36 protein-coding genes are annotated in these 23985 nt (G+C 43.1%); 13 read left to right on the forward strand and 23 right to left on the reverse strand.

Going from position 1 to position 23985, the window contains the following annotated elements; translation table 11 throughout:
* The first annotated feature begins 37 nt into the window (after nucleotides 1-37).
* The 3 genes from ACIM339_RS00995 to ACIM339_RS01005 all read left to right on the forward strand — a co-directional run bounded on the left by ACIM339_RS00995 (nucleotide 38) and on the right by ACIM339_RS01005 (nucleotide 1563).
* Entirely contained in the window at nucleotides 38-427 is a 390-nt protein-coding gene (locus tag ACIM339_RS00995; protein WP_337954330.1) for a PadR family transcriptional regulator, read from the forward strand.
* A 126-nt stretch (nucleotides 428-553) separates the two neighbouring features.
* Nucleotides 554-1378 carry a hypothetical protein gene (locus tag ACIM339_RS01000; RefSeq protein WP_162007666.1) on the forward strand — a complete coding sequence of 275 codons (825 nt, stop codon included), beginning with the start codon at nucleotides 554-556 and terminating at the stop codon, nucleotides 1376-1378.
* The gene (locus tag ACIM339_RS01005) at nucleotides 1375-1563 is read left to right on the forward strand and encodes a hypothetical protein (protein WP_015282730.1); all 189 of its coding nucleotides are present in this window, start codon (nucleotides 1375-1377) and stop codon (nucleotides 1561-1563) included. Before ACIM339_RS01000 ends, ACIM339_RS01005 begins: the two co-directional genes overlap by 4 nt.
* A 174-nt stretch (nucleotides 1564-1737) precedes the next feature.
* Here ACIM339_RS01005 and ACIM339_RS01010 read toward each other — a convergent pair whose 3' ends face one another.
* From ACIM339_RS01010 to ACIM339_RS01100, 21 genes are all read right to left on the reverse strand, one after another.
* Complete coding sequence (locus tag ACIM339_RS01010) at nucleotides 1738-2328, reverse strand: recombinase family protein (protein ID WP_015282731.1); 591 nt, start codon at nucleotides 2326-2328, stop codon at nucleotides 1738-1740.
* 9 nt (nucleotides 2329-2337) lie between these two features.
* Nucleotides 2338-2664, reverse strand: a complete 327-nt coding sequence (locus ACIM339_RS01015) for a hypothetical protein (RefSeq protein ID WP_048103655.1) — start codon at nucleotides 2662-2664, stop codon at nucleotides 2338-2340.
* Nucleotides 2665-2687: 23 nt separating this feature from the next.
* On the reverse strand, nucleotides 2688-3782 hold the full coding sequence (locus ACIM339_RS01020) for a hypothetical protein (RefSeq protein WP_015282733.1): 1095 nt from the start codon (nucleotides 3780-3782) through the stop codon (nucleotides 2688-2690).
* Nucleotides 3779-4141, reverse strand: a complete 363-nt coding sequence (locus ACIM339_RS01025; protein ID WP_015282734.1) for a hypothetical protein — start codon at nucleotides 4139-4141, stop codon at nucleotides 3779-3781. The genes ACIM339_RS01020 and ACIM339_RS01025 overlap by 4 nt, the downstream gene beginning before the upstream one ends.
* Nucleotides 4119-4946, reverse strand: coding sequence for a hypothetical protein (locus ACIM339_RS01030; protein ID WP_015282735.1), 828 nt, complete (start codon nucleotides 4944-4946; stop codon nucleotides 4119-4121). The genes ACIM339_RS01025 and ACIM339_RS01030 overlap by 23 nt, the downstream gene beginning before the upstream one ends.
* A complete protein-coding gene (locus tag ACIM339_RS01035; RefSeq protein WP_015282736.1) occupies nucleotides 4939-5313 on the reverse strand; it encodes a hypothetical protein in 375 nt (124 codons plus the stop codon). Before ACIM339_RS01035 ends, ACIM339_RS01030 begins: the two co-directional genes overlap by 8 nt.
* Entirely contained in the window at nucleotides 5310-5945 is a 636-nt protein-coding gene (locus ACIM339_RS01040) for a hypothetical protein (protein WP_015282737.1), read from the reverse strand. Before ACIM339_RS01040 ends, ACIM339_RS01035 begins: the two co-directional genes overlap by 4 nt.
* A gap of 3 nt (nucleotides 5946-5948) precedes the next feature.
* Entirely contained in the window at nucleotides 5949-6296 is a 348-nt protein-coding gene (locus ACIM339_RS01045; protein ID WP_015282738.1) for a hypothetical protein, read from the reverse strand.
* Between the two features lie 6 nt (nucleotides 6297-6302).
* Nucleotides 6303-6464 (reverse strand): hypothetical protein, encoded by a 162-nt coding sequence (locus ACIM339_RS07895; RefSeq protein WP_015282739.1) that lies wholly within the window; start codon nucleotides 6462-6464, stop codon nucleotides 6303-6305.
* 2 nt (nucleotides 6465-6466) lie between these two features.
* Nucleotides 6467-6604 (reverse strand): hypothetical protein, encoded by a 138-nt coding sequence (locus ACIM339_RS07900; protein ID WP_015282740.1) that lies wholly within the window; start codon nucleotides 6602-6604, stop codon nucleotides 6467-6469.
* A complete protein-coding gene (locus ACIM339_RS01050; protein ID WP_015282741.1) occupies nucleotides 6601-6888 on the reverse strand; it encodes a hypothetical protein in 288 nt (95 codons plus the stop codon). Before ACIM339_RS01050 ends, ACIM339_RS07900 begins: the two co-directional genes overlap by 4 nt.
* Nucleotides 6881-8188 (reverse strand): hypothetical protein, encoded by a 1308-nt coding sequence (locus ACIM339_RS01055; RefSeq protein ID WP_015282742.1) that lies wholly within the window; start codon nucleotides 8186-8188, stop codon nucleotides 6881-6883. Before ACIM339_RS01055 ends, ACIM339_RS01050 begins: the two co-directional genes overlap by 8 nt.
* Entirely contained in the window at nucleotides 8185-9705 is a 1521-nt protein-coding gene (locus ACIM339_RS01060; RefSeq protein WP_015282743.1) for a hypothetical protein, read from the reverse strand. The genes ACIM339_RS01055 and ACIM339_RS01060 overlap by 4 nt, the downstream gene beginning before the upstream one ends.
* Nucleotides 9690-9986, reverse strand: a complete 297-nt coding sequence (locus ACIM339_RS01065) for a hypothetical protein (RefSeq protein ID WP_015282744.1) — start codon at nucleotides 9984-9986, stop codon at nucleotides 9690-9692. The genes ACIM339_RS01060 and ACIM339_RS01065 overlap by 16 nt, the downstream gene beginning before the upstream one ends.
* A complete protein-coding gene (locus ACIM339_RS01070) occupies nucleotides 9987-10238 on the reverse strand; it encodes a hypothetical protein (protein WP_015282745.1) in 252 nt (83 codons plus the stop codon).
* A 28-nt stretch (nucleotides 10239-10266) separates the two neighbouring features.
* A complete protein-coding gene (locus ACIM339_RS01075; protein WP_015282755.1) occupies nucleotides 10267-12177 on the reverse strand; it encodes a hypothetical protein in 1911 nt (636 codons plus the stop codon).
* A 10-nt stretch (nucleotides 12178-12187) separates the two neighbouring features.
* Entirely contained in the window at nucleotides 12188-12925 is a 738-nt protein-coding gene (locus ACIM339_RS01080; protein WP_015282747.1) for a hypothetical protein, read from the reverse strand.
* Between the two features lie 91 nt (nucleotides 12926-13016).
* Nucleotides 13017-13271 (reverse strand): hypothetical protein, encoded by a 255-nt coding sequence (locus tag ACIM339_RS01085; protein WP_015282748.1) that lies wholly within the window; start codon nucleotides 13269-13271, stop codon nucleotides 13017-13019.
* Nucleotides 13265-13495 (reverse strand): hypothetical protein, encoded by a 231-nt coding sequence (locus ACIM339_RS01090; RefSeq protein WP_015282749.1) that lies wholly within the window; start codon nucleotides 13493-13495, stop codon nucleotides 13265-13267. The genes ACIM339_RS01085 and ACIM339_RS01090 overlap by 7 nt, the downstream gene beginning before the upstream one ends.
* Nucleotides 13492-14418 carry a winged helix-turn-helix domain-containing protein gene (locus ACIM339_RS01095; RefSeq protein ID WP_048103658.1) on the reverse strand — a complete coding sequence of 309 codons (927 nt, stop codon included), beginning with the start codon at nucleotides 14416-14418 and terminating at the stop codon, nucleotides 13492-13494. The genes ACIM339_RS01090 and ACIM339_RS01095 overlap by 4 nt, the downstream gene beginning before the upstream one ends.
* A gap of 87 nt (nucleotides 14419-14505) precedes the next feature.
* Nucleotides 14506-14814 carry a hypothetical protein gene (locus tag ACIM339_RS01100; protein WP_015282751.1) on the reverse strand — a complete coding sequence of 103 codons (309 nt, stop codon included), beginning with the start codon at nucleotides 14812-14814 and terminating at the stop codon, nucleotides 14506-14508.
* A gap of 390 nt (nucleotides 14815-15204) precedes the next feature.
* Between ACIM339_RS01100 and ACIM339_RS01105 the strand changes: the two genes are divergently transcribed.
* From ACIM339_RS01105 to ACIM339_RS01130, 6 genes are read left to right on the forward strand one after another with little or no spacing between them, the layout of a single operon-like run.
* A complete protein-coding gene (locus tag ACIM339_RS01105; RefSeq protein WP_015282757.1) occupies nucleotides 15205-15717 on the forward strand; it encodes a nicotinamide-nucleotide adenylyltransferase in 513 nt (170 codons plus the stop codon).
* A complete protein-coding gene (locus tag ACIM339_RS01110; RefSeq protein ID WP_015282758.1) occupies nucleotides 15714-16196 on the forward strand; it encodes a CinA family protein in 483 nt (160 codons plus the stop codon). Before ACIM339_RS01105 ends, ACIM339_RS01110 begins: the two co-directional genes overlap by 4 nt.
* A 20-nt stretch (nucleotides 16197-16216) precedes the next feature.
* Nucleotides 16217-17116: a dihydroorotate dehydrogenase gene (locus tag ACIM339_RS01115; protein ID WP_015282759.1), complete on the forward strand. Its 900-nt coding sequence runs from the start codon at nucleotides 16217-16219 to the stop codon at nucleotides 17114-17116.
* The gene (locus ACIM339_RS01120) at nucleotides 17117-17872 is read left to right on the forward strand and encodes a dihydroorotate dehydrogenase electron transfer subunit (RefSeq protein ID WP_015282760.1); all 756 of its coding nucleotides are present in this window, start codon (nucleotides 17117-17119) and stop codon (nucleotides 17870-17872) included. It abuts the gene before it with no gap.
* Nucleotides 17869-18564, forward strand: a complete 696-nt coding sequence (locus ACIM339_RS01125) for an ABC transporter ATP-binding protein (protein WP_015282761.1) — start codon at nucleotides 17869-17871, stop codon at nucleotides 18562-18564. The genes ACIM339_RS01120 and ACIM339_RS01125 overlap by 4 nt, the downstream gene beginning before the upstream one ends.
* Nucleotides 18542-19891, forward strand: coding sequence for a hypothetical protein (locus ACIM339_RS01130; RefSeq protein WP_015282762.1), 1350 nt, complete (start codon nucleotides 18542-18544; stop codon nucleotides 19889-19891). The genes ACIM339_RS01125 and ACIM339_RS01130 overlap by 23 nt, the downstream gene beginning before the upstream one ends.
* On the opposite strand, the gene ACIM339_RS01135 is transcribed toward ACIM339_RS01130, so the two are convergent.
* Nucleotides 19888-20472 (reverse strand): hypothetical protein, encoded by a 585-nt coding sequence (locus ACIM339_RS01135; RefSeq protein WP_015282763.1) that lies wholly within the window; start codon nucleotides 20470-20472, stop codon nucleotides 19888-19890. The genes ACIM339_RS01130 and ACIM339_RS01135 overlap by 4 nt on opposite strands.
* 105 nt (nucleotides 20473-20577) lie before the next feature.
* Between ACIM339_RS01135 and ACIM339_RS01140 the strand changes: the two genes are divergently transcribed.
* Genes ACIM339_RS01140 through ACIM339_RS01155 form a run of 4 tightly spaced genes read left to right on the forward strand, consistent with a single transcriptional unit; the run spans nucleotide 20578 to nucleotide 23165 of the window.
* Nucleotides 20578-21042, forward strand: coding sequence for a NifB/NifX family molybdenum-iron cluster-binding protein (locus ACIM339_RS01140; RefSeq protein WP_015282764.1), 465 nt, complete (start codon nucleotides 20578-20580; stop codon nucleotides 21040-21042).
* Nucleotides 21043-21055: 13 nt separating this feature from the next.
* Nucleotides 21056-21916, forward strand: a complete 861-nt coding sequence (locus tag ACIM339_RS01145) for a P-loop NTPase (protein ID WP_015282765.1) — start codon at nucleotides 21056-21058, stop codon at nucleotides 21914-21916.
* On the forward strand, nucleotides 21917-22798 hold the full coding sequence (locus tag ACIM339_RS01150) for a P-loop NTPase (RefSeq protein ID WP_015282766.1): 882 nt from the start codon (nucleotides 21917-21919) through the stop codon (nucleotides 22796-22798).
* On the forward strand, nucleotides 22791-23165 hold the full coding sequence (locus ACIM339_RS01155) for a type II toxin-antitoxin system antitoxin SocA domain-containing protein (RefSeq protein ID WP_015282767.1): 375 nt from the start codon (nucleotides 22791-22793) through the stop codon (nucleotides 23163-23165). The genes ACIM339_RS01150 and ACIM339_RS01155 overlap by 8 nt, the downstream gene beginning before the upstream one ends.
* Here ACIM339_RS01155 and ACIM339_RS01160 read toward each other — a convergent pair.
* Nucleotides 23162-23929, reverse strand: a complete 768-nt coding sequence (locus tag ACIM339_RS01160) for an exodeoxyribonuclease III (RefSeq protein ID WP_048103940.1) — start codon at nucleotides 23927-23929, stop codon at nucleotides 23162-23164. The two genes, ACIM339_RS01155 and ACIM339_RS01160, sit on opposite strands and share 4 nt — an antisense overlap.
* Between the last annotated feature and the right edge of the window lie 56 nt (nucleotides 23930-23985).

Consider the following 23985-nt stretch of genomic DNA (forward strand, 5'->3'; position numbering starts at 1 on the left):
TACCGTTAATAAACTTGCAAACGAAGGTTATATTGAAATGATAGAAACACAATACAAGGGTAGATCTGCAAAAATGGTAAAGCTCACAAAGAAGGGCCGTATTATAGCGGAGAAACTGAAAGAGATTGATGAGATGGCTTCCATGCCTGAAGACGAGCTTGAAGCACAAAGAAAGAGGTTGCACTGGATTGTGGATATCAACACCTACACGGACCACATAACCGCATACGACATTCACGGTGGAAAGAAGGAAATCTTCAACATCTGGCTCAAGCCAAATGGCAAATATCTTACTTTGTATTGCGATTTGTGCCATTCTGATTCCTGCTTTCACATTGATTGGGCCCTCCAGGACCCGGTGATAGGTCCCGAGATAAGAGAGATTGCCAAAAAGAAGGGCCTCAAGATAAAGAATGATGGAGAATAGTATGAGGTGGCTTGAATGGGACTATTTAAAAAAATCGGGAAAAGTATGGGCCGGGCCATAGTCAAGACTGGCAAGGCCACGGCTGCAGCCATAAAGAAGAAAAATCTTCAGAAGCAGGTAAAGCGGATGATTTTAGAGAGATATACCACCAGAGATCTTAAAAAGATGATAAAGGATTATGATCTTGAAGGACCAGAAATGCCCGAAAGAGGATATTACAAAAAGGAAGATTATGTGAACTATGTATACAAACTTTTCAAGTTGAAAGAGGTTATTGAAGATGCAAAAGATAGAAAAATACCAATCAAAGACATTATGGACTATTACATTGAAGAAATGGAGAAAATAGAGGAAGAGGCCCAGATCTCACCGCAGGAGAGTAAAGTTTCAGAGGAGGAAGAAGGAGTTGAGGAAATTGAGTATGAGCCTGAGCAATATGTAGCTCCTGAAAGGGGACAGTACAGGCCTCCACCCACAAGTGAAAAAGTTGAATGGAAATTTGAAGATCCTGATGAAACATTCTTTTATGGACTGTTAAGGGATATTGAGGAGGATTATGCTCCTACTGCTGCAGATACTTCTTTTGTAGATGAAATGGCATTTAAGGAGCATCTAAAAGCATATCTCATATGGAAATACAAAGGACATAGGATTACTTTCCAGCCAAAATCTGTGGATCTAATTATTGATGATAAGTTTGGATTGGAACTGAAATTTGCATATAATCGTTCAACTTTATCAAAGGGATATGAAGAAGTAAAAAGATATAAAAGAAAAGTCAAATATCTGGCAATTGTAATCTTGGATCCTGGGAAATTACCAAGGGATTACTTTAATGAAGTCATTGAAGATTACAAAGATATGGGCGCAGAGGTTATTGTAATAAGAGGAGGTAAAAAAAGAGATTTTAGAAAAAAGAAAGAGATCTGGGCTGCTCAGAGAATAAAATGACCCCCAAGGAACTTTTAGGCTGGATCCTTTTCTCTCTCCTCTTCTGGGGCTTTGGCATATTTGGGGTCTGGCTCTATCTGCACGGAATAGCTGCAGCGCTTGCTCTGGCCATTGCCGCCTTTGCTGGGTGGGCCGTTTACATTTTCATCTTCTTGGTTTTGCCTTTCCTTCAACTTCAAAGTTGAATATCTATATATACATATTACATGGTAAGAGAAAAATCTTCCCCACCACACACCCCACAGCGATAATATAAGAATTTGAAAAGTTGTGTAAAATACGGGATTTGTGAGATAAAAACAGTCATGAACCGTCCGTTTGCTGACAAAAACCCCGGAAAAAGGGCGGAAATTTTTTTCTTATGATTTCCGGTAATACAGGATAGATCTTATTGCACTATCTGGGATTCCTAACTTCTCAGAAATCTCTCTCCTGGAGAATCCTCTTTGTGCCAATCTTCTCACCTTCTCTGCAATCTCATCTGGATACTTGGCCCTTCTCCCTATGTGTTTACCTTCTTTCTTTGCCCTCTCTAGTCCAAGCTTCGTTCTCTCTCCTATACTCTCCCTCTCGTATTGTGCAAACGCAATAAGGATATTTGCAACGAATCTCCCTGCCGAGGTACTCATATCCAAACCTTCTACCACGGAGGAGATCTTGGGACCTACCCGCTCAAGTATTTTCTGAAAATCTATGATTGAACGGGTCAATCTGTCCAGGCGCCATACTAAAAGAATGTCCGCTCCGCCCTCCTCTAAAAAAGTTAAAGCACGCTGGAGCTGCTCTCTGTTCTCTGCACTCTTGCCGCTCTTTGCCTCTTTGAATTCCAAAACCACATCCCAGCCCTTCGCCTTCGCATACGCTCTGCATGCCTCTATCTGTGCCTCTATGCTGTAGCCCTTCCGCTTCTGCTCCTCCGTGCTCACCCTGGCGTAGATGATCGCTTTCATTGGTTCTCACTACGGGTGCGATAGCATCCATGTATACGCAGCCATTCCAAAGAAAAATGCAATGCCAATAAGATGAATTATAATCAGCATTTTCTCTCCTTTTTTCATGAGGCTACCCTCCTTTTTATTTTTTCCTTTCTCTTGTAGATGGCATAATTTACTATCATCAGAAATGTCAAAATCACTCCACCAGTCATCCACCATATCCACATTTTCTCTGTGGATGATGCCGTCAGGGCCGACGCTATATACTGCCCCAAACCAACCGCCTCTATTACTATTATAGCCCCAAATATCCCGAATATAGTACTTATTTTCCATTTCAAATTTTTCCATCCCATATATTCATCACCTCCATTCTATTTATTTTTTTCTACTTCTTCATCCAAGAGCCCAACCAACTTCTTCCAATTCTTGTGTTTTGCCCGTATGCTCCTCTCGCTTAGATTTATGCCCTCTCTCTCCAGGATCAGCTTTATCTCTTTCGTACCCAAACCTTTTTCATATAACCGCCCTATGCGCTCAAGAATGTACCTCTCCTTCTCGCTCTTCACCATCATTAATAATGTATCTTCCTTGGCTCTCTTCGCAGCTTCTAAAAGCCACTGTGGTGGATTGGTCTCATGTATGAATATTTTTGTTCCTTTGCCTGGGACCGGGGCAAATACAAGCCCTTCGTTGATGTTCAGACTTGTACAGATTTTCAAAATCTCCTGCCACCCTTTCGGTAAGTACTGCATTGTATTTGCAAGAAGTTCTGCCGTGGTCCATCGGAACATCTTTATGTCTGCTGTATCTCTCAGCGTGCTCTCAAGTGAACCAGTACGTATCACATTATAGATCACCCATGTGCTCAAGTGCCTGGAGCGCAGGGCTTGAAGGTTCATCTCCACATTCGCATTGCTAAGTGCTTTTTTAGACATGAGCGCCGGGGCTAACTCATTGTAAAGCACGATTTTCTTTCTTCCATCCAGTGGTGGCAAACTGTAATATTTCTTTATGATTATCCTCTCCCCAAGCTCTGGCTTCATCTTTATAATTTGCTCACCAAGTCCATCAACATCTCCATACACGTACATCATTGCATCAGGCATCTTCTCAAGCGCCTGAAGGGATAGGGTCCAGGCGGTAATTGTTTTGCCAGAATGACGGTTCCCGATAATGGCTAAAAGCTGCGGATACTTCAAAAATGCACGCATCAACTCCCCTGGAGATTTTGGAATTATGACAAGGTGTCTATCAGATACTACCCGGTACTTGAACCCATATTTCTCCCTGAATACAACACCAAACAGAACTGCTTTTCTACGATCCAAATCCCCTCGGCGGTAGCCCTCTTCAGATAATAGTATTGCCTTCTTCAGAAAAGGGGAAATATCCTCAGGTAGAAGACGACTCTCACGAAGCCAAAAATCGTATTCTCTCATTTTTTGTGCTACATATGTATAGCTCATACCTTCTCCCCCTCCATGGCTCGTACATCATTCTCTTTTAGCGTGTTGATAACCTGAGCATATGGATCCGTCGGGCGGAGGTCTTCCAGTACCGTCTTCTTGGCCTTGTTCTTTATGATACCCAGGTATTTCTTGAAAGTTCTGAGATCCTTTAGATTCGCATCCTCTGGGATCTCTACTTCAAAGAATTTTGCAACTTCGAGGAGATCGTCTATGTCTCCAGACGGTATGCAGAATTCACTTGTCGGCAGAGAATTCAACTTCTTTATCTCTGTCTGAAACACTATGATGTAATTCTCCAGTAACGCCTCATGCCATTGCTGGTATACGCTCCCTTTACTCCTCTCCACTTCCGCCATCTCCAAGCCACCTCTTTGCTACTGTTAGCATCACCAAAATAAAAATTAGCACACCTACATACCATGGCCAGCTTCGCCCAGCCAAGGGATACCTGTGTATTTGCTCATAATCATATTCTGCAGGATAGCCCTGAAATTGAAAGTGTGCAAGATCTACACTCATTCCATTACGCCATCCGTATTGATCAACAACATCAACGATGAGTATTCCAGTCTTCCAAGATGCAGGTACATTAATTGTTAAATTTGTTACGTTTGTAAATACATCAACAAGGTTCTCCTGTATGCCATCCCACACATAGATTTCAAGCCGGAATGTGGTATTTGGATCTATCTGTCCTGTTTGATTTAAAACCTTGCTCTTGAATATAATCTTTGAGCCATCATTTGAAAAGGTTAATTCGTATGGCAAAGGTGCAGGAACTACTGCAAAATCTTCTTTTATAATCATTGATTTTATGCCATTGTAATCTGTATAAAGTGTGATGTTATAATGCCCTTCAGCCATCGCTGGAAGGTATATTGTATTTTGTCTGCCTGGAGGAATCTGTATTGTTGTCTTATAGGTGTAGTTCACATTGATTCCATTTATCATTATGTATAGCTGTAGATTTCCATAAATCGGTTTGTTGTCATGGAATGGGATGGCAATCACATGAATTGGAGCGCTGACATTCATAATGTACATTGGAGAAACATTGGCACGAAACACCACATAGGACCCGCTGGAGGCATGAATTTGAGGCGAAAAACCTAGGGTTACAGCTAAAAAAATGAGAAGTATTAGGGTGGTTCTCTTACTCATTCTCAATTTTCTCCACCTCGCTGATTTTTGTGACCTCAAGGATGTATATCTTTCCACCAATTTTTATGAGTAAGTTGTTCTGAGGAATGTATGTGAACGTGTACTCTTTTTCCTGCATTCCTTGAAATGCCTCAGCCATCAATGCAAGAAAACTCTTTCTCTGTAAATTCTCATATTTTATTTGCATTGCAAGAATGTACATCAGCCACAGGAAAATCACAGCTCCTATGTAGTTTGGTAAAGAGCCTTGCAAATCTCCAGATATGAGCACGTTCACCACTTCGGCTATTGATACAAATGCAATTGCCATAAGTAATAATGTTGTCCACTTCGATTTCATCAAATACTCCAGAAACTTCTCATTCACTCTTCACCACCTCTACCATGTCTTGCTTTTTCAAGATCTATTAACTCATCTAATGTGAGTGTCGTTTCTTTACGCTCTTTCTCGGCCCTGTACTTCTTTAGTTCTTCGATAAGACTCTCTGCTACACGTTGCCACATTATTTCCTGATTTACCTCTAGATTCTTTGTCTGATACACAACATAAGATCCTTGTGGCGTTCTAGATACCTCTGCTATTACAGTCCACCTTAATCCCCTATTAACTACTTTCTTTTTACTCATTAGATATGTTAATCCATTCACAAGCTTGAAATAGCGTAATCCTCCCTCTTCCCAAGTTCTTACATACAATTTCCGTTCCTTTGTGCTTGGTATCTCAATCACTGGTACTGTGAGCCATCCAACCCAAGCATCGATAAATACGAAGATCAAAAACCACCACATCTGAAAATTAATAGGAGTATGAAGAAATTGGAGTATGAGTAACCATAACTCAAAGTATAAAGCTGAAATTTGCTCTGGCCATAGTAAAACTAGCCAAGATGTTGTTATTAGCAGAGCTATTAAGAAAATGTAGTACCACCAAGAGGTCTTGATTAGCTTTTTCGGTTTTTCTTTGGGTTTTGGCTTGAAAAACCGTGAAATTCTGCCCATTGCTCACCACCCCATGAAAAGCTTTGATATTGCCGCACCAATAATCGCCACTATTAGAATCATTATAATTGCTATCTTGCGTTTTTTGTTCTCTCCAAAGAATGATGTCTTCACTTCTGTTGATTTTGCGGGTATATATCCGACCTTTTTGGCAAATTCATCAAGCTTCTCTGACATTTCCCTTAACTCTTCAGTACTGATTCCTTTTGTCTTCGCCCCTGGAAAATATTTCCAGATCTTCTTAATATACTTCGCCCTCTTCCTCTCATCTTCTTCCTTTCTCTTCTCTTTCTCCTCTATTGCCCGCAGAACTGCATTAACTATCTTCTCAATCTCTACATCTTCAGCCATGACTTATCACCTCCTTAATATCTCCTCTAAAATCGTACCGATCTCTACCTTCAAATCTTCAAAAAATTGTGAAAACTTTATTCTTGAGGGTAAATAGTGCCTTACTGAAAACTTCCTAACTTCCTTGCCACTCTGAACCTTCACCAGTATCTTGATCTCATCTCCCACGACTAATCACCTTCTCCATGCTCACTATGTATCTTCCTTATCTCTTCCAGCAAGGCATCTATTGCCTCCTCTAACGTCGCCCTGCGTAAAACCTTGCCATCCCTGATGTAATACTCTCCGTTTATCTCTAAAACTTTCATAGCTCCATCTCCTTGTACGCCTGCGTGTAAATATCTGCCTCTTCCCGAAGCTGTTTCCTTTCTCTCCTGCTTAGATCCTTCCGCTTTGATGCTGCTCTCGCTCTGTTTGCCGCCAGCACCGTTGCCTGCTTGATCGTCCTCTTCTCTTTTCTCGTCTTTGCCCTCCTGAACATTCTTCTTAAAATGCTCACTGATCTCCTTGCTTTGCTTGGGCTCTCAAGACTTATTATTTCTGCAAGCTTCTTGTGCTTCGCAGGCTTGTAAAATAAACCCTTTCTACTCATGTCTACCACCTCCTGATATTACCATCAAAAATACCAAAACACCCGCGGCTATGATATAGTATTTATAATGCTCCCAGGTGTTTGAAATCGTTTCAAATCCTGCACCACCAAAATTGTACGGTACCCAATTTGCAGGCCTGTCAGTGCTGATGAAGTATGCATATATTACATTATCACTCTCATAATAGCCTCCCCACATCACTATCGTGTTTCCATTTGCACTCTGGAATGCAACAATTTTCATGGGCACTGGTGTAGATCTTATTGATTTATACTGGGAATCATAGAGATCGTATGCATGACTCATATCATTTCTGTAGTTTCCAACAAGTTTGTTTTCCTCATCGAAAATATATACCTCGTTATTGTTTCCAACAACATACGTATAGTTTCCAAAGTGTTTTACAGCATTGAACTGCTCTGTGTCGTTGTACTGCAGGTAAAATATATCTGCACTCAAATCAGACGTTAAAATCTCCAGGAAAGCTTTTATAATGCCATTCGTGCCTATACTGTGCCCAACCAGATATGCCTTTCCAGCACTGAAATCCATCCCAATAAAATGCATTCCATATGTCGTACCTGTGAAACTTTTTATTTTACTGAAATTTTCATCGTACATATCGATGCTCTTTCCTGCGAGATTGATGTAATATGTTGAGTTGTAAAATGCAATGCCGTTTATTCTCTCTGTGAAATTCAATTTTTGTATGAATGCACCAGTCTGCATGTTTACTTCGTACACATAACTCTCAACCTGTGACTCTAAATCTTCATTATAACCCGAGATTGCAACCACGAGATTGTTTCCAAATACAACATGCATTGCATCAATTGCCGTTTGATAGCCACCTCCATACAGCTCTTTTGAAAGTGTTACAGTTTTTATGATGCCAAAATTCCTGTTTGTCTGCCAGATTGTGAAATTGTATATGTCAAAATTCCCATCTGCTGGTAGCGGGCAGGTTATTACCGGATTATTTCCACCTCCCGAGTTAATGTGTGTTTTCACCTGATATCCCGCTATGTAAAAGCTACCATTTTTATAAGTGAAATCAACACCTATGTAGTTTAGCCCTATGTCAAATTTGCGCTTGAACTCATGTGTTGTTGTATTGTACTCGTATATCGATGTGTCAAAAAGAATGTAGATGCTGTTTCCAACTGTTACAACTTCTGAAAATCTGCCCTCATCTGTGTGCACAATCGCATAGGTATCTGTGTTTGCACCGTATGCTGGTGCACCAGCGGGTATTGCTATAATCATCAGAATAAACAATGTAAATGCTGCTCTCTTCATAGTATCCCCCCAGGAGGTTTGAAGGTGAAATAATTACTCAACTGTGCCTGGAGCCAGTCAAATCGTACAAATGATATCGCAACCAACACAAGCCCTATTATTCTGAATAGTGGACTGCGTGACGATAGTAAGAAGAGAAGTCCTATGAGTAAGAGTATTAGATGTGTCGTGTCTTCCCATGGCCACATGAACCACGGGGCGTAGATGGTATATCCTCCACCAGAGGCTTTATCAACGAAATACTGAACTCTCGTTATGTTCCAGTTGCCATCCTTATCCTCTGATATTATGTTCAAATTTATGTTTCCATAATAATTGAGCTGTACTCCCCAGTCTGCAGATCCTCCATTCTTGATTACGAATGGCTTGAAATACGCAACTATAAGATTGGTTGCAGGATCTGGCATCTGATACATATTGTTTCCAAACCATGCTATTACCCAGACCTTGATCTGCGAAGAGTTGTCATCAAACGCCTTTATGTAAAAATGCACCTCAGCACCCTGTTTGAACAATCCGGTACGTGTTACGGTAACTCTTGGTGGATGTACATCGGGCTTGTTGTTATAAACTGTCCATGAGTATGAGCTTAACAATGAGTCTCCATATAATGATGTTATGATCCACACGTAAATTCCTGAAGAGTCATTTTGTGTGAAATTGTACCTGAATGTCTTTGTTACTCCGCTCCATTCTCCAAAATCCTTTATGAGTTTTCCTTCACTGTTTGTAACTTTGCCTTTTTCTACCTCAATTGGAGGAGTTGTGCCTCCATACCACAATGAAACATCCCATTTGCCCTCACTAAGAGATATTTCTATTGAAGTGTAAGGTTGCTCTCCCTCTTTCCATACAGCTGCATCATGCACATTCTTTACACTTGCAACTCCTGATGTGAAGTAACCGTATATCGTTGCAACTTTTTTGTATCCACTAGATGTAACATAGACATAAACATCAATTCCAAATATGCCTGGATAAAACTCAGATGACGATGTTAAAAAACTTGTATTGGAATAATAACCCTGTGCATTCTCAGCAGATCCAGCAGGGGCTGGGGATAGCTGTGACCATCCTGCCGTGATGTTGTAATAATGCACTGTTTTGTTTTCATCTTTCCATAGATCACCAACCCAACTTTTTTCTTGATAGAATATAAATCTTGCATTATGACCGATATCCACCTGATTAGCATACACGTGACCATAATTGAGAAAGAAACTTACACCTACACGCTGATTGTTGTATCCCGCCCAGATTGAGGCAAGGAAATGATACGGCTCATTGACAACCCCACTTTCATATGCATCATTATCTATGAATGTGATGAAGTCCTCTATGTAATCCGTGCCAGCAATATATTTGTAACACGGCTTATAGATGTTATATGTTCCTGGAGTTGGACCCGTGGTTCCGCCGCCATCGATCATTGCATCTGCATTGAAAGAAAAAAGAGGAAGTAGGGAGGTAAGTGTGAGCAGCGAGATTATTGCCAGAATTTTCAGAGCCTTTGCCATTTTTCGTTCCCTCCTTTTCGGTTCGTTTTCTTTCTTGTCTTCTTTTTCCGTTCCACAAGCTTGGGCTCTTTTCCTTCTTTCCAGAGTAATGCAAACCCAACTGCTATTATGAATAACGCAAAGAGATTCGCCGCTATCGCACCTTTAACCCAGTCGCCATTGAACACGTTTACAACCCAGAAATGCAGATAAATGTCCGTTCCAAATGGAAGAATGTAAACTCCAAATCCGAAGAGTATGAATCCAGCAAACGTTAAAATTGCACCTGCTGCCTTGCCCATTTATCCACCTCCTTCAAGATAACGTGCCATTCCTTTCAGCACCTGGGCAAATCCAGATTTAACGTCCACGCCAAAACCTTGCAGGGCAAAAATTGCAAGTAACACTATTATTATCCAGCCCCAAAACGGTATCGCTGCGAGAAACGGCACAAATCTCACAACGAGAAGCTTCATTATCACTGAAACCACGAAGGCTATGAAAAATGCGATCGCAATAAAAATGGTAAAGGCTATGAAGTCCAAAGTAACCACCCCGATATGCCACCCAGAACGGCGGTCGTTAGAAGCAAGAAAGAATAAAGAACGGAAAGCATTTCACCGCCTCCGCCCGACAAGCAGTAGTACGACTACAGCGGCAGCCAGGAGCATCCAGACACGCACAGCATAGCCACCGATTGTTATCTTCGTGTTCAGAATGTTCCAGATTGCGCTTGCTATTTCCAGTTGGCATGCCTGCTCCACCTGTGCCGTTCGTTGTACCGTTATTTCCACCCGTACCGTTGTCTCCTCCGCCACCACTGTTATTGCTACTGCTGTTGGATATCACGTTGCTCGTATCTGGTGCGGTAAACGCTGTCGAAGTGTATGCAATATGCCATGTTCCGTCGCTGTTCATGTATGAATATATTATGTTCACCGTGTTGTCATATATCCAGAATGTTGATTTATAAATGCCTGCTGTAGATAATGTGTTGGAATTTGTCTGAACGGGAGTAGAATAGCCAGTCCAGTTCAGGCCGTCATCGCTTTCGAGCCAGAAATTTGCGCGTGGAGTGCCGCCACTGGTGCCAACCTGGCAGAACGTGGCAAGCATGTAATATTTGTTCCCTGCCTTCCTGACTTCCAGATGCCAGAACTGATATGTCGTGTTGTCGTAAGTCACTGTTACAGGTGCACTGGTGCCCACTTTTGTCCAGTGAATTCCATCTGTGGAGGTGTAATATGCAATTACCCGTTGGCCGTTTACATCTGATTGTCCCCACATTCTAAAAACGCCGTTATCGTATATTATCGATTGAGACAGGAGTGAATCAGTTGTCAGAACTAGTTGAGGCTGACTCCAGTGATGAGCGTCTTCACTTGTAATGAGGTAGATGTAAGTTCCATTGGAAGAAGAACCTCTAAAATACAGGTAAAACTGGCCGTTGGCGTATAGTAAATTAGGGTCTGAAAGATAGTTCATGTTCAATTCCGATGGTGTCACGAGCGGATTAGACACGCCGTCCTCTGTCCAGTGTACTAAGTCGTTTGAAAATGCTATGCTCGGATTCTCATACTGATTTTCTGTGTTGGGATATGGTGTGATTGCCATCACGTAGTGGTAACCGGCTGGGCTGTTGTCTGGGAAATACACCACGGAAGGATGTACGAACTGCGTTTGACCGGCAATCGTGGCTGATATTTCTGTTCCGGCACCGATAGTGAAGGGAGAACCAGATATCCAAGATACTGATAATGCATTAGTAGTTTCTCCGCCGTTTCCTCCGCCGCTGGATTGCCCGCCTATTTGGTTCTGCACATCTGTAATTTCATCGCTGGTCAGTACACGATTATACGCCGCTATAAAAGAATAATCCACATCTGATTGGTCGTATGTTCCCGGTGAACAGCCGATATAGAAGGAATAGAGCCCGCTTGTCGCAATAGCGCTGAGATTATTTCTCTCATTGCCGTTCACGGATACGGAGAAGTAGGTGGAAGTTTGTTTTAGAACAATAAAGTATTCTGTATTCACGTTCACTGTTATGTTTGTGTTGTAGCCGGTTGAACCATATCTTACATATAGATTGTTGTCAGTGTAAAAATAGACGGATATTATTATTCCAGATGAGTTTTTGATTTGGAGTGCTGAAATGGTGCTGCCAAGGGATGATGGAAGAGTCGGTATGGAAACATCAAGTATTATTGTGTAATCGGTGGAAAGCGTAGCATTTGTTACCACACGTTGACCAGTATCGAAATGAATGCTATTATTGTTCCATGTGGGCGTTCCCTCAATTTGCCCGTTGTTTCCGTTTCCACTTGCATCGATTATCTCGGTTCCATTCTGCTGCGAACTGCCCTTGTAGAAGTCGTACTCGAAAAGTATATCGCTCTGCGTGATTGCTGCGTGTGCTCCGCCTGCACCGAAGATTGCAAACGCCGAGAACACAAAAAATGAGATGATGAGTAATGCTCCAATCTTGTTCATTGCCACCACCTCAGAGCCAGTGCTGCACAATGTACGCAAAGATCAGAAGCAAGATTCCAAACGCTGCTGAGAATTTCGCAACATCCTCATGTGTCTTCTCCTTCGCAATGTAGATAACTGCACCAACTATCAGCATGAATATCCCAACACCCACAAGCAGCGTGTTCAGAGTCGCATTGTAGAGCGTGATGTTGTTCACATCCATGTTGAAATATGCATAACCCCAGGAGATCACAAAAAGCACGAATCCAAGCAAAACTGCGTACTTTGCCACATCATGGTGCTTTTTGGCACCGAAGAAATAGAGTGGAATACCTACAGCAAGCAAGAATAACGACGTGTACAGCAGATATGAGTTGAACTGCAAATACTGCTTTATGTCTACCGTTCCGCCTCCGCCTGATGTGCTCTCAATTGTGATGTATACCTCTTCACTCTTGTTCGTCTCGTTACCGTTTACAACCGCCGTGACATAATAGTAATATGTGTGCCCTACCGTAACATTCGTGTCTATGTATGTCGTGTTTGTTGTGTTCGCATAATAACTCTCATTCCCTGACGAGTTGCCCCTATATATCTTGTATAATGTTGCATTCGTTACCGGGTTCCATGATAGCGTTACGTTCCCGTTGCTGTATGTTGCTGTTAAGCCTTCTGGAGCCAAGGCATGCACTGCTGGAGAAAACATAAATGCTGCAATCACTAACGCAAGAGCAATAAAAATAAAGCTGAGTATGCTCTTACGCATCCCATCCCTTCTGACATGTGTTCGCATACAGCATGATTATTATGTTTCTCCTTTAAATAAACTTGAAAGTTGAAGGAAACAAGCAGAGCCTTTAAAATACTATGAGAATTTGCAATCTCGATTTTTGACCCCCTCCTCTGCTCTTGTTGGCCCTTGGATAGTCATAGCTCACTATGCCTGAGATGATTAACTTCTCTCTCCTCGTCAGCGGCTCTCCTTTTAGAGCTTCTGCAATTTTGTAAATATCATCTAAACTTATCGTCTCCCGAAGGGTTATCGTTGCAGATAACCTCATCGCTTCCTCAATGATTTTGCGTATCTGTCCGCGCTTGAGCTCTCTCACCATTCTGTGTACACCTCATACATTTTATCTTTCATAGCTCGAATGAATGCCTCAATATCTCCATCCGCTTCCAGCCAGATAAAACGCTTGCCTAACTCTCTTAATGTGCCATACTGTAGAAATTTGACTCTTGTCTTCGTATCATATGCAATGTTTACAATGTCCTCAACCTTTAATTTGTATGACGCAACCGATACCTTCCCATTCCAGAATAAAAGAATCTTCATGCGTATCCCTCCACCTCCTCTAAAATTTCTTCGCTCCTGGATTCCAGGTCCTGCGAAGATTTCTTAACATACTTCTCAGGGTGCAAAATCGCATCTACCACGCTCTTGCTTACCTCCATCGCTACTGTTTCAGCCACTGCCTTTGAAATCTCTACCGCCAGCCCTGGAAATTGTTTTACCTCCTGCTCTATCTCCCTGATCTTCCTCGGCATCTCAAGGTATGTTATCACATCTTCCACATCGTAAAAATGCAACGTGCCCGGCTCTGGCGTGCTGTCTATCGCTCCATGCTCTGTCACCACTACCTGCTTCTTTGATACTTCTTCAGCTACAGGATCTCCCAGGATCTCCCATTTTGGTTTGCCTATCTGTACAGGATCCCCTAACTCATATCCTGCTGCTTCTTCCAGGAGACGCTTTACATTCAGCACCGTCTCAAGCGCCTTGTATGCCGCTCGCCATGGGTCCGGGTCCTCTACTCCAAATCTTATGATTATGTGCTTCGTCGTCTTCTCAACATTCACATTTCCAATCCAGGTGTATTTCCTCACCCATCCCTTTAACGCAACCTCATGATCATACCAGAAATCTGCATCCTTCTTTATCGCCATCTTGAACTGAACATTATGCACCCCTCGCACCCTCGGCATCTTCGCACCTGCCTCACCCCCTGTGATGCTTTTGTAAACTCCCTCCTTCCCCTTCTCTGTGAGCCTGTAATACTTAACATGCTTGAGCGTGAGAGATTGTTGAAATGCCGTTTTCTCTATGTCTAATTCTATTAATCCCATCTCTATCAATTTTTTTATCCTTTGCGAAATTGCACCTTTAGATAATCCTACCTTAAATGCTATTTCTCCAGCATTCATACCTTGCTGGATCATTTTTAAAATCTCATAATTGGAAATTTTTTTACTGGGCATCTTATGCAACACCCCCCATCAATGCCCATGCCCCAAGTTTAGAATAATCTAAACTTCTTCTAAACTTCGAGTTAAAAAAAGAGAAAATCAAGCCTTCACCCCCAGCATCTCAAGCAAGAATGCAATCCTCTGCGGTGTGATCTGATACAATCTCAGATCTATGATATCTTCCCTTGTTAAAATGAAATAAAGCCCTCTCAGATCATCCATTCGTTCTGTGTTAAAAATAGCCCCTGTTATTGTTTTCTCTGTGATTAGTTCTTCTGCGGTCTTGAAATCATCTGTTCTGGAAACTCTCCATACAGCTACGATATACCTGGGTAGATCTGGGAATCCAACAGGGTTCTGGAAAAACGCACGGATCTTCTCCAGTATAACCCTGTTGTCCAGGATCATATTATCCTCGCCTCACCCTCTCCAAATAGTTTAAGAAACTCTACCGCTTCTTGTGGCCCACCATAGAACTTAATGATCTTGTCCCTTACCTCTATGTAAATTACCAATTCTTTCAACCTCCTCACCTTCCAGCATCTTCAAAATAACTACCCAGGGTTTTCTGTTCACCATTATCATATCTCTCCCTCCAAAAGAGCCAATAATTCTCCTTCTGTAGGGATTTTTGCATAACCTTTCTCTGCCCATTCCTCTAAGAGTTTCCTAAGATCTTCATCTCTAAAAATTGTATTTGGGTAAATCCGTTTGTAGTGCCTTAAAATTCTCTCAATCCGGTCGGCCCCACTTCCAATTTTCCAAAATATTTATCTCAAATAAGGAAATTAGCAAATCATGCGCGCGCTAATAATCGGAAGATTTCAGCCCTTTCATCTTGGACATCTTGAAGTCATAAAATACATAATCACAAAGTACACAGATGTTATTGTGGGCATAGGCAGTGCCCAGTACTCTCACACGCTGGAAAATCCATTCACTGCGGGAGAGAGACATCTTATGATCTCCAGAAGTTTGGAATCTGAGGGAATACACAATTACTACCTTGTTCCCATTGAGGATCTGCATCGCAACTCAATATGGGTAGCTCACGTGGAGAGTATCGCACCTCCCTTTGATGTGGTATTTGCAAACAACCCCCTCATAAAGAGATTATTTGAAGAGAGGGGATACAAGATAGAGGCACCACCCTTCTATGACAGAAAAAGATACTCTGCCAGAGAGATCAGAAGGAGAATAATCCATGGAGAGCCATGGGAGCACCTCGTACCAAAGTCTGTGGCAGAAACGATAAAGGAAATAGACGGAGTGGGAAGATTGCGCGAACTTGCAAAGAGTGATGAAGAATGAATGCTGCAGAGCTTGGAAATTTGTTGCAAAGATGGGGCTTCAAACTTGCAACTGCAGAATCTTGCACCGGAGGGCTCCTTACCAGCAAACTCACAGATGTGCCCGGATCTTCAAACTACTTCGTTGGGGGAGTGATAGCGTACAGCAACCAGGTAAAAATCAAAATTCTGAACGTGAAAAAAGAGACCATAGAAAAATACGGAGCCGTGAGCAAAGAATGTGCTGAGGAAATGGTGAAAGGCGTAACGGAAATATTTGGAGTGGATGTCGGCATATCCACCACAGGCATTGCGGGTCCCACAGGAGGTACAGAGGAAAAACCTGTCGGGCTTGTGTACATGGGCTTTAAGATACTAGATGATGTGTGGGTTGAGAGATACGTCTTCAAGGGAAGCAGGATTGAGATAAAGACACAGATCGCAGAAAAGGCCATTGAAATTCTGCAGATGAAATTGAATCCTCGAAATGATTTAATATAAATTAACCCTTAATCTTCCATATGCTTGAAACGAGCGTGGGAACACTAAGATTTAAAAATCCATTGATTCTCGCATCTGGGATACTTGATGAAAGTGGCGACACGATGCTGCGTATCGCAAAAATTGGCGCAGGGGGGATTGTGACAAAATCAGTAGGAATGGAGCCAAGAAAGGGATATGAGAACCCTGTGGTTTACGAACTTCCATATGGACTTCTGAACGCCATGGGCCTTCCAAACCCGGGCATAGAAAATTTCAGAGATGAAATTGCCAAGGCAAAGAATGGAGGTGTGCCCATTATTGGAAGCGTATTTGGGGCTACAGTTGAAGATTTTGTTTACCTTGGGAAGAAAATGCAGGAATACGGTGCTGATGCCCTGGAACTGAATCTATCCTGCCCCCATGCAAAGGGGTACGGTATGGAGGTGGGCACCGACTTGGAACTTGTAAGCGAGATAGTGGAGGAGCTGAAAAAAAATCTGAAAATTCCCGTGTGGGCAAAATTAACACCCAACACCGAGTCCATAGTAAAAATAGCAAAGGCTGCCGAGAATGCCGATGCTCTGGTTCTCATAAACACCGTAAAGGCAATGGCCATTGATGTTGATGCAAAGATGCCCGTACTTAAAAATATCTTCGGAGGTTTATCCGGACCTGCAATAAAACCGATTGGAGTACGTGCAGTTTACGAAGTGGCGGCTGAGATTGAAAAGCCCATAGTTGGAGTTGGAGGTATAACCAATGGTAGAGACGCTCTGGAATACATAATGGCCGGAGCCTCTGCCGTGGAAATAGGCACAGCCATATACCTCAGAGGTATTGAAGTTTTCAAGAGTGTGGCGCGTGAAATTGAGGATTGGATGAGAAAAAATGGATATGAAAGGATAGAGGAACTTGTTGGTTTGGCTCAGGTGAGATAGATGTACAGGGTGGCAAAAATTGAAAATATAGTGGACGAAACGCCAACCATAAAAACATTCTTTCTAACGGACGATTCATATCCCGAACCCGGGCAATTCTACATGCTCTGGATTCCTGGAGTGGATGAGTTTCCCATGAGCATATCCTACACTGGCAAAATAAAGGGATTCACGGTGAAGAGAATTGGTGCAGGCACCACCGCCATGCACTCTTTAAAAGAAGGGGATAAACTCTGGCTCAGGGGACCCTACGGGCATGGATTTAAAATTGAAAGAGGTAGGGCACTGGTGGTTGGTGGCGGCTCGGGAATGGCAACACTCGCCCCGCTAATTGAAAAACTTGAAGATCCAGATGTTGTGATAGCTGCGAGAACGAAAAATGAGTTGCTCTTCACAGATAGGTTCAGCGAAGCGAATGTGCACCTGGCCACAGATGATGGCAGTGCGGGTTATAGGGGATTTGCCACGGAACTGGCAGAAAAACTGCTCCAAAAGGAAGATTACAAAATCATATACACCTGCGGCCCAGAGCAAATGATGGTGGGAATGATTGAACTGGCGAAAAGATACAGCGTGGATATTCAGGCCTCCCTGGAAAGACTTATGAAGTGTGGAATAGGCATTTGCGATTCATGCAGCGTTAACGGATACAGGGTATGTGTTGATGGCCCTGTGTTCCAAAGGGATGTTTTGCTTTCCATGTCCGATCTGGGAAAGTACAAGAGGGATGAATCTGGAAGAAGGGTTCCACTATGATCGTCGTGAAAAATCTGCACAAGTGGTACGGCAAGAAGCACGTACTGAAGGGATTGAACCTAAACATTAAAAATGGAGAGATCTTCGGACTTCTGGGACCGAATGGAGCTGGCAAAACCACCCTAATAAAGATCCTCACGGGCCAGACAAAGGGAAGGGGATACGTGAGGGTTGCAGGTGTAGATCCCATAAAAGACCCCATAAAGGTAAGAGAGATCTCGGGCATTGTGCCTGAAAACGAGAGCGTACCAAATTACCTAACGGTGGAAGAGTACCTTTACTTCATATCAAATCTCAGAAGTATGGAAAAATCAGTGGTAAACTCAACAATTAAAAAATTCGAATTGGAAAACTACAGGAAGGTTGTATGCAGGGATCTCTCAAAGGGAACAAAGCAAAGACTGATGATAGCAGCGGCCTTTATGCACAGACCAAAGATACTCTTTCTTGATGAGCCGTTCATCAACCTGGACCCCATATATCAGAGAAAGATGAGAGAGCTCATCGTGGATTATTCAAAGAAAGGAAACACCGTGTTTATGGCCACCCACATAATTGAGGTTGCAGAGAAGATGTGCGATAGGATAGGCATAATAAAGGATGGGAAGATAATAAAAATTCTTGAGAGAGGAGAGAGTGTTGAGGATATATTTCTGAGGGAATTTGAAAATGCTCCGATTTTATCTGATTGAAGAGTATCGCAGGCATGCCTCAATAGCGAAAAAATACTCACTGCTTGTATTTCCAATCTACATAGCATTTTTTGTTGCAATTGGTGCTTCATTCATAGATGATGTTTTCGCCATATTCCCCTACAGAAGATTCATACTCATAACAATGCTGAGCACGTTCATCTACGGGCTGGGTGTGAGTTCATTTGAATTTCTGGGCAGGGGACAGGAAAAAGCATCTCTGAGCAGCGTATGTGCCCACCTCCCCCTCTCTTACAGAAAAAACTACCTTTATATCTTTTTGAGGGATATAATTTACTACACCATTCTATTTCTTCTACCCACCTATATTGGGCTCCTCGTCTCCACTCCATTCTCAAAAATTGGGATAGCAAGGATAACCATATTCACAATATCCATTCTGCTCTCAATGCTTCTTGGATATTCCGCGGGGTATCTCACATTTGCAATATGGCACAGAAATAGGAAAATCTACTACGGTACAATGGGATTCATACTTGCATACCTCATTCTCGCCATGCTTCAAATAATTCCATTCCCTCCCGCAATGTTTCAGATTACAAAACAGGTTTACGGGCTTTTTGTGTCCCTCATCACCTTCCTCGCACTAAGCATAATGGCCTATGTTCTCACACCCACTGAAATTAAGGATACAAAAAGAACAAGGACCCTGGCACTTCAGACGTACCACAGGGTATTCAAAAATATTATAGTAGCCAAGGAAATGGAGGACGTGATCCGTGGAGGTATAGTGGTCAAATCTCTGTTCACATACTTTTTCCCAATGCTTCTTCTCCTAATTTTCGTGAGGATAATAAATATGAGTATGGGCAGGGAAGTTTACAACCCGATGAGCATGTCCGTAATGCTCTCCATATTCTCAGCAGTAATCTACAGCTGGCTCACCATACTGGAAGATTTTGAATACTATGCCATTCTTCCAATCAAGCCATCAGACATTGTTAAAACCCACATAAAGGTGTACCTGCTCCTGATCACGCTCATATCCATCCCGATCATAATTGCATTCAATATAAACTCCATGGATCTCCTACCCTGGAGCCTTGGACTCTTCTACCTAAACAGCCTCTATCTTCTCTCCATAACCGCATACATTGCCGGTCCAAAGATCACGAGTTTGCTATTCAACCCGGGCATAGTCATAAGGTTCAGCATATACAGCATAGTGCCGGGAATGATTCTGGTAATTGCAACCTTTGAAAAAACCCTTTACTCAACGGTTGCCGTCCTAATAACCGCAGGGGTAATGATGGCAATAACAATAGTAAACTTCAAAAGAATTGAAAAAAAGTGGATTTATTTTTAGAGTTTCTCCTTTTCGCTCAATTTGTTAAACACAAAGTACAGAACAAACACTGAGAGTATGAGAACCGTTATTACTATGTACCCTCCGTACTCGGTCCAGAAACTTTTTTCATTTGCCCCGGGATGACTATCTGCAAATCCTGGGAATGTACCTTTCTCCAATTCCACGATATTTGAGTAGCCATCATGATCAGAATCAATGTTCGCAGTTTTGTTCATCGCCATATTCACAACCTCAAAGATATTATTTTTGAACTCCTCGTAGGTAGCAGTTTCCATCGCCTTCACAAAATCAAGTCCGTAGGGGTTCAGCCCCTTTAGAGACTTATCAAAAAATATGTACTTGGACCGATCAGGATGCTGCTCCCAATTATATCCGTTTATTCTACCCTCAAGATATGGAAGAATTGAAGTGCTCCACATCTTCCCAGTGATATCAGCAACTTTACCATCGGAAAATATAAGGGTTATCGTAGGAAACGGACTTTTTTCGTTTCCCGTCTTGGCAGGACCCGCTCCAAAGGCAGCACCCATTGAAGCAAGCAGCAAGAACAACACTGCAATTGATATCAACTTCCTCATATGAAGGGTGAAAAGGTGCTCACTATTTAAAATTTTTCGGAATTGCACAAAAATATCCAATAAGGTTTATAAACTTCTCCCATATCTCCCTTTCGGTGAGCCGAAATGAAAATATGTGTAGCGTCAGAATCAAGAGGCGGACTTGAAGACACGGTAAGCATGCAGTTCGGTAGATGCCCGACCTTCACATTGGTTGAGGTGGAGGGCAATGAAATAAAGAATGTTTACGTTATTCCAAATCCCGGAGCATCTGCAGCAAGTGGGGCGGGAATGCTTGCAGGTCAAGCTGTTGTCAATGAAGGATGTAAGGTCATAATCGCAGGTGCCATAGGACCAAACTCTGCCCAGGTCCTATCCATGGGCGGTGTGGATATGCGCACATCAAACCCCATACCCATAGGAGAGGCTATAAAACTCTATCTCTCTGGACAGTTACCTCCAGCCCAGATGATGGGAGGACCGGGCATGGGCCCAGGAGGAGGAATGGGTCGGGGCCGTGGTATGGGCCGCGGTCGCGGCATGGGCAGAGGAAGAGGAATGGGAGGAGGATACGGTAGAGGCGGCTGGTAAAGGGGCGAAAAATATGAAACTCACCGTGACCGGCGGCAAGGGAGGCACGGGGAAGAGTACCGTGGCCACAAACCTTGCCCTTCTGCTCTCCAAGAAGCATCATGTGGTTTTCGTGGATGCAGACGTTGAATGTCCCAACGATTACATACTTCTCTCCGCAAAACTGGAGAACGAGGAGAAGGTACACCTTTTCAAACCAAAATTTGACTACAAAAAGTGCACAAAGTGCGGCATATGCGTTGAAAACTGTGCAGAGAACGCACTATTGCAGTTCAAGGAGGGATATCCATTCCTGATGCCATCCCTGTGCTCAGGATGCCGCACATGCCAGTTGATGTGTCCGGAAGAAGGTGCGATTCTTGATGATGAGCGGCTCGTTGGATACACGTACCACACAAAAATAAGCGAGAATCTTGAACTTCTAACTGGTATGCTGGAGGAGGGGGAAGAGAGATCGTATCCCACGGTGCTTGCCGTGCGCCAGAGGGCCATGAAGATCCCTGCAGATATTTACCTGTTTGACACCATGCCGGGTACAGGAAACCATGTCGCTGCGGCAATTGAAGACTCAAACATCGTTATAACAGTCACAGAACCCACACCTCTGGGCAAGCACGATTTGGAGATGATTCTGAAACTCCTCAGAAAACTCGGATTGAAGGCATGGGTTGTTGTGAACCGCAGCGATATGGGAAATGTGAGCCAAGAGGATATACTCAAAAAATACGATGCGGAAATAATAGCAGAAATACCCATGATGGAAGAAATAGTAAAGAGTTACGTTTCAGGTGTGCCTGTGGTTGAAAAATACCCAGAAAGCGAGGCTGCAAAAATTTTTGAAAATATAGCAAAGCGCGTTGAGGAGGTGCTCTGAATGGAAATCGTGATAGCAAGTGGGAAGGGGGGCGTTGGAAAGAGCACCCTTACAGGATCACTGATCTCCTTGCTCAGCAGGGATTTTAAAATAGCATCTGTGGATGCGGATGCGGAGGCTCCCAATCTGAACATAGTGCTTCATGTGGATAAGTGGGACAATGAAAGAGAAGTGATATCTGCGAAAACCGCCACCATAACGGATAAGTGCATAAACTGCGGTCTCTGCGATAACATTTGCATATATGAGGCCATATACATTCAGAATGGTATGCACAGAATAAAGGAATACCTGTGTGAGGGATGCGCTGCCTGCAAAGCGGTTTGTCCCGTTGAGGATGCCATAACAATAAGCGATGCTGTATCCGGATGGATCAGAACCGCAAACACACCCTATGGACCACTTGTATCTGCAGAACTTGACGTTGGAAAACCCAACAGTGGAAAACTAGTTACTGAGGAGAAGAATATAGCCAAACAGTGGGTTAAAGAGGGAAAGGCTGAGCATATCATCGTAGATTCTGCCGCAGGAATAGGATGTCAGGTCATAGCCTCCTTGAGCGGGGCAAACAAAGCAATACTCATAGCCGAACCAACTCCTTCAAGTTTAAGCGATTTAAAGCGCGTGTTCTGGCTCACCCAGCATTTTAGAATAGAATCATATCTGGTTATAAACAAAGATGGGATAAATCCAGGGTTCAAGGGACTTGAGAATTTTGCAGAGGAGAATGATGTCCCCATTCTGGGACGTATACCCTACGATTCAAGCATTCCAAAATCCTTAAGTGCAATGAGACCACTGGTTGAGTTCATGCCAGACTCGCCTGCAAGTAAGGAGATCATGCGCATTGCCGAAGAGGTGAGGGGGTGGCTCAATGATTGAAAAGGACATAATTGCCTATCTTCTGAAGGAGTGCGGCGGACTGCATCCCTTTCACCTGAGTCGTATAATCGCACTCCTTGATATGGAATATCTTAAAGAGAAAGGTAAAAAATTGACCACCCTGGATTATCAGAAGAGCCAATACGGAATTTACAGCGAGAAACTGCCAAAACTCATAGAGGAACTTCCCGTTGAGAAGGTGAAGGCACAGCCATACGGATACCTTGTGCTAAAGGAAGATGTGCCTCTGAACCTTCCTGATGATGTGCGGGAGAAAATAGAGAAAGTTCTGGATGAGGTTTGCGATTTGAGCGATTCTGAACTTAACGCAAAGGTTTTGACCTCCCCATATTACGAGAAACTCTAAATTTCCAGTATCATCGCTATGGGTGCATGGTCCGATCCGTAGACATCGCTCATGATCCAAGATTTCTTCACATGGGGAACCAGATCTTTGCTCACAACAAAGTAATCCACACGCCATCCTATGTTGCGGGCACGGGCGTTGAACCTGTAGGTCCACCAGGTATAGTGCCCTCCTTCCTTGGTAAACATCCTGAATGTGTCCACATAACCATCATTTAAAAACTCATCCATCCATGCACGTTCCTCAGGGGTGAATCCAGCGTTCTTCTCATTCTGCTTTGGATTCGCTAAGTCAATTTCCTTGTGGGCAACGTTGAAATCCCCACAGAGCACCACAGGCTTGCTTCTCCGCAGTTCATTTAGATAGGCGTGGATCTTCCTGTCAAATTCTATCTTGAAATCCAAGCGGGTGAGGCCATGCTGGGAATTTGGAAAATACGCATTCACAAGGTAGAACCTCTCGTACTCCGCAGTTATAACCCTGCCCTCAGAGTCAAATCTCTCGTCCCCGATGCCAAAACTCACACTCTCAGGCTCGATCTTAGTGAACAATGCAGTTCCCGCATAGCCCTTCCTCCTTGCAGGATTGAAAAATTTGCGGTATCCCTCGTAATAGCGTACCTCCAATGGGATGTCATCCTCCCTGGCCTTTATCTCCTGAAGGGCAAGAATATCGGGGTTGTACTTCTCAAGAAACTTCAGAAAACCGTTGCGCACTGCAGCACGAATCCCGTTCACATTCCAGGACATAAGCAGGAGCTCCATGGACATGGATAATCTTCCCGTAAATAAGTTTTTATGCCTTCTCCCAATCATCATTC

The organism is Aciduliprofundum sp. MAR08-339, assembly GCF_000327505.1.
Classification (GTDB): Archaea; Thermoplasmatota; Thermoplasmata; order Thermoplasmatales; family Aciduliprofundaceae; genus Aciduliprofundum.

Coding starts and splice junctions, on each gene's coding strand:
- ACIM339_RS00995 (WP_337954330.1), top strand. CDS start 38: ATGATAGAAACACAATACAAGGGTAGATCTGCAAAAATGGTAAAGCTC.
- ACIM339_RS01000 (WP_162007666.1), top strand. CDS start 554: ATGATTTTAGAGAGATATACCACCAGAGATCTTAAAAAGATGATAAAG.
- ACIM339_RS01005 (WP_015282730.1), top strand. CDS start 1,375: ATGACCCCCAAGGAACTTTTAGGCTGGATCCTTTTCTCTCTCCTCTTC.
- ACIM339_RS01010 (WP_015282731.1), bottom strand. CDS start 2,328: ATGAAAGCGATCATCTACGCCAGGGTGAGCACGGAGGAGCAGAAGCGG.
- ACIM339_RS01015 (WP_048103655.1), bottom strand. CDS start 2,664: ATGGAAAAATTTGAAATGGAAAATAAGTACTATATTCGGGATATTTGG.
- ACIM339_RS01020 (WP_015282733.1), bottom strand. CDS start 3,782: ATGAGCTATACATATGTAGCACAAAAAATGAGAGAATACGATTTTTGG.
- ACIM339_RS01025 (WP_015282734.1), bottom strand. CDS start 4,141: ATGGCGGAAGTGGAGAGGAGTAAAGGGAGCGTATACCAGCAATGGCAT.
- ACIM339_RS01030 (WP_015282735.1), bottom strand. CDS start 4,946: ATGAGTAAGAGAACCACCCTAATACTTCTCATTTTTTTAGCTGTAACC.
- ACIM339_RS01040 (WP_015282737.1), bottom strand. CDS start 5,945: ATGGGCAGAATTTCACGGTTTTTCAAGCCAAAACCCAAAGAAAAACCG.
- ACIM339_RS01045 (WP_015282738.1), bottom strand. CDS start 6,296: ATGGCTGAAGATGTAGAGATTGAGAAGATAGTTAATGCAGTTCTGCGG.
- ACIM339_RS07900 (WP_015282740.1), bottom strand. CDS start 6,604: ATGAAAGTTTTAGAGATAAACGGAGAGTATTACATCAGGGATGGCAAG.
- ACIM339_RS01050 (WP_015282741.1), bottom strand. CDS start 6,888: ATGAGTAGAAAGGGTTTATTTTACAAGCCTGCGAAGCACAAGAAGCTT.
- ACIM339_RS01055 (WP_015282742.1), bottom strand. CDS start 8,188: ATGAAGAGAGCAGCATTTACATTGTTTATTCTGATGATTATAGCAATA.
- ACIM339_RS01060 (WP_015282743.1), bottom strand. CDS start 9,705: ATGGCAAAGGCTCTGAAAATTCTGGCAATAATCTCGCTGCTCACACTT.
- ACIM339_RS01065 (WP_015282744.1), bottom strand. CDS start 9,986: ATGGGCAAGGCAGCAGGTGCAATTTTAACGTTTGCTGGATTCATACTC.
- ACIM339_RS01075 (WP_015282755.1), bottom strand. CDS start 12,177: ATGAACAAGATTGGAGCATTACTCATCATCTCATTTTTTGTGTTCTCG.
- ACIM339_RS01080 (WP_015282747.1), bottom strand. CDS start 12,925: ATGCGTAAGAGCATACTCAGCTTTATTTTTATTGCTCTTGCGTTAGTG.
- ACIM339_RS01085 (WP_015282748.1), bottom strand. CDS start 13,271: ATGGTGAGAGAGCTCAAGCGCGGACAGATACGCAAAATCATTGAGGAA.
- ACIM339_RS01090 (WP_015282749.1), bottom strand. CDS start 13,495: ATGAAGATTCTTTTATTCTGGAATGGGAAGGTATCGGTTGCGTCATAC.
- ACIM339_RS01095 (WP_048103658.1), bottom strand. CDS start 14,418: ATGCCCAGTAAAAAAATTTCCAATTATGAGATTTTAAAAATGATCCAG.
- ACIM339_RS01100 (WP_015282751.1), bottom strand. CDS start 14,814: ATGATCCTGGACAACAGGGTTATACTGGAGAAGATCCGTGCGTTTTTC.
- ACIM339_RS01105 (WP_015282757.1), top strand. CDS start 15,205: ATGCGCGCGCTAATAATCGGAAGATTTCAGCCCTTTCATCTTGGACAT.
- ACIM339_RS01110 (WP_015282758.1), top strand. CDS start 15,714: ATGAATGCTGCAGAGCTTGGAAATTTGTTGCAAAGATGGGGCTTCAAA.
- ACIM339_RS01115 (WP_015282759.1), top strand. CDS start 16,217: ATGCTTGAAACGAGCGTGGGAACACTAAGATTTAAAAATCCATTGATT.
- ACIM339_RS01120 (WP_015282760.1), top strand. CDS start 17,117: ATGTACAGGGTGGCAAAAATTGAAAATATAGTGGACGAAACGCCAACC.
- ACIM339_RS01125 (WP_015282761.1), top strand. CDS start 17,869: ATGATCGTCGTGAAAAATCTGCACAAGTGGTACGGCAAGAAGCACGTA.
- ACIM339_RS01130 (WP_015282762.1), top strand. CDS start 18,542: ATGCTCCGATTTTATCTGATTGAAGAGTATCGCAGGCATGCCTCAATA.
- ACIM339_RS01135 (WP_015282763.1), bottom strand. CDS start 20,472: ATGAGGAAGTTGATATCAATTGCAGTGTTGTTCTTGCTGCTTGCTTCA.
- ACIM339_RS01140 (WP_015282764.1), top strand. CDS start 20,578: ATGAAAATATGTGTAGCGTCAGAATCAAGAGGCGGACTTGAAGACACG.
- ACIM339_RS01145 (WP_015282765.1), top strand. CDS start 21,056: ATGAAACTCACCGTGACCGGCGGCAAGGGAGGCACGGGGAAGAGTACC.
- ACIM339_RS01150 (WP_015282766.1), top strand. CDS start 21,917: ATGGAAATCGTGATAGCAAGTGGGAAGGGGGGCGTTGGAAAGAGCACC.
- ACIM339_RS01155 (WP_015282767.1), top strand. CDS start 22,791: ATGATTGAAAAGGACATAATTGCCTATCTTCTGAAGGAGTGCGGCGGA.
- ACIM339_RS01160 (WP_048103940.1), bottom strand. CDS start 23,929: ATGGAGCTCCTGCTTATGTCCTGGAATGTGAACGGGATTCGTGCTGCA.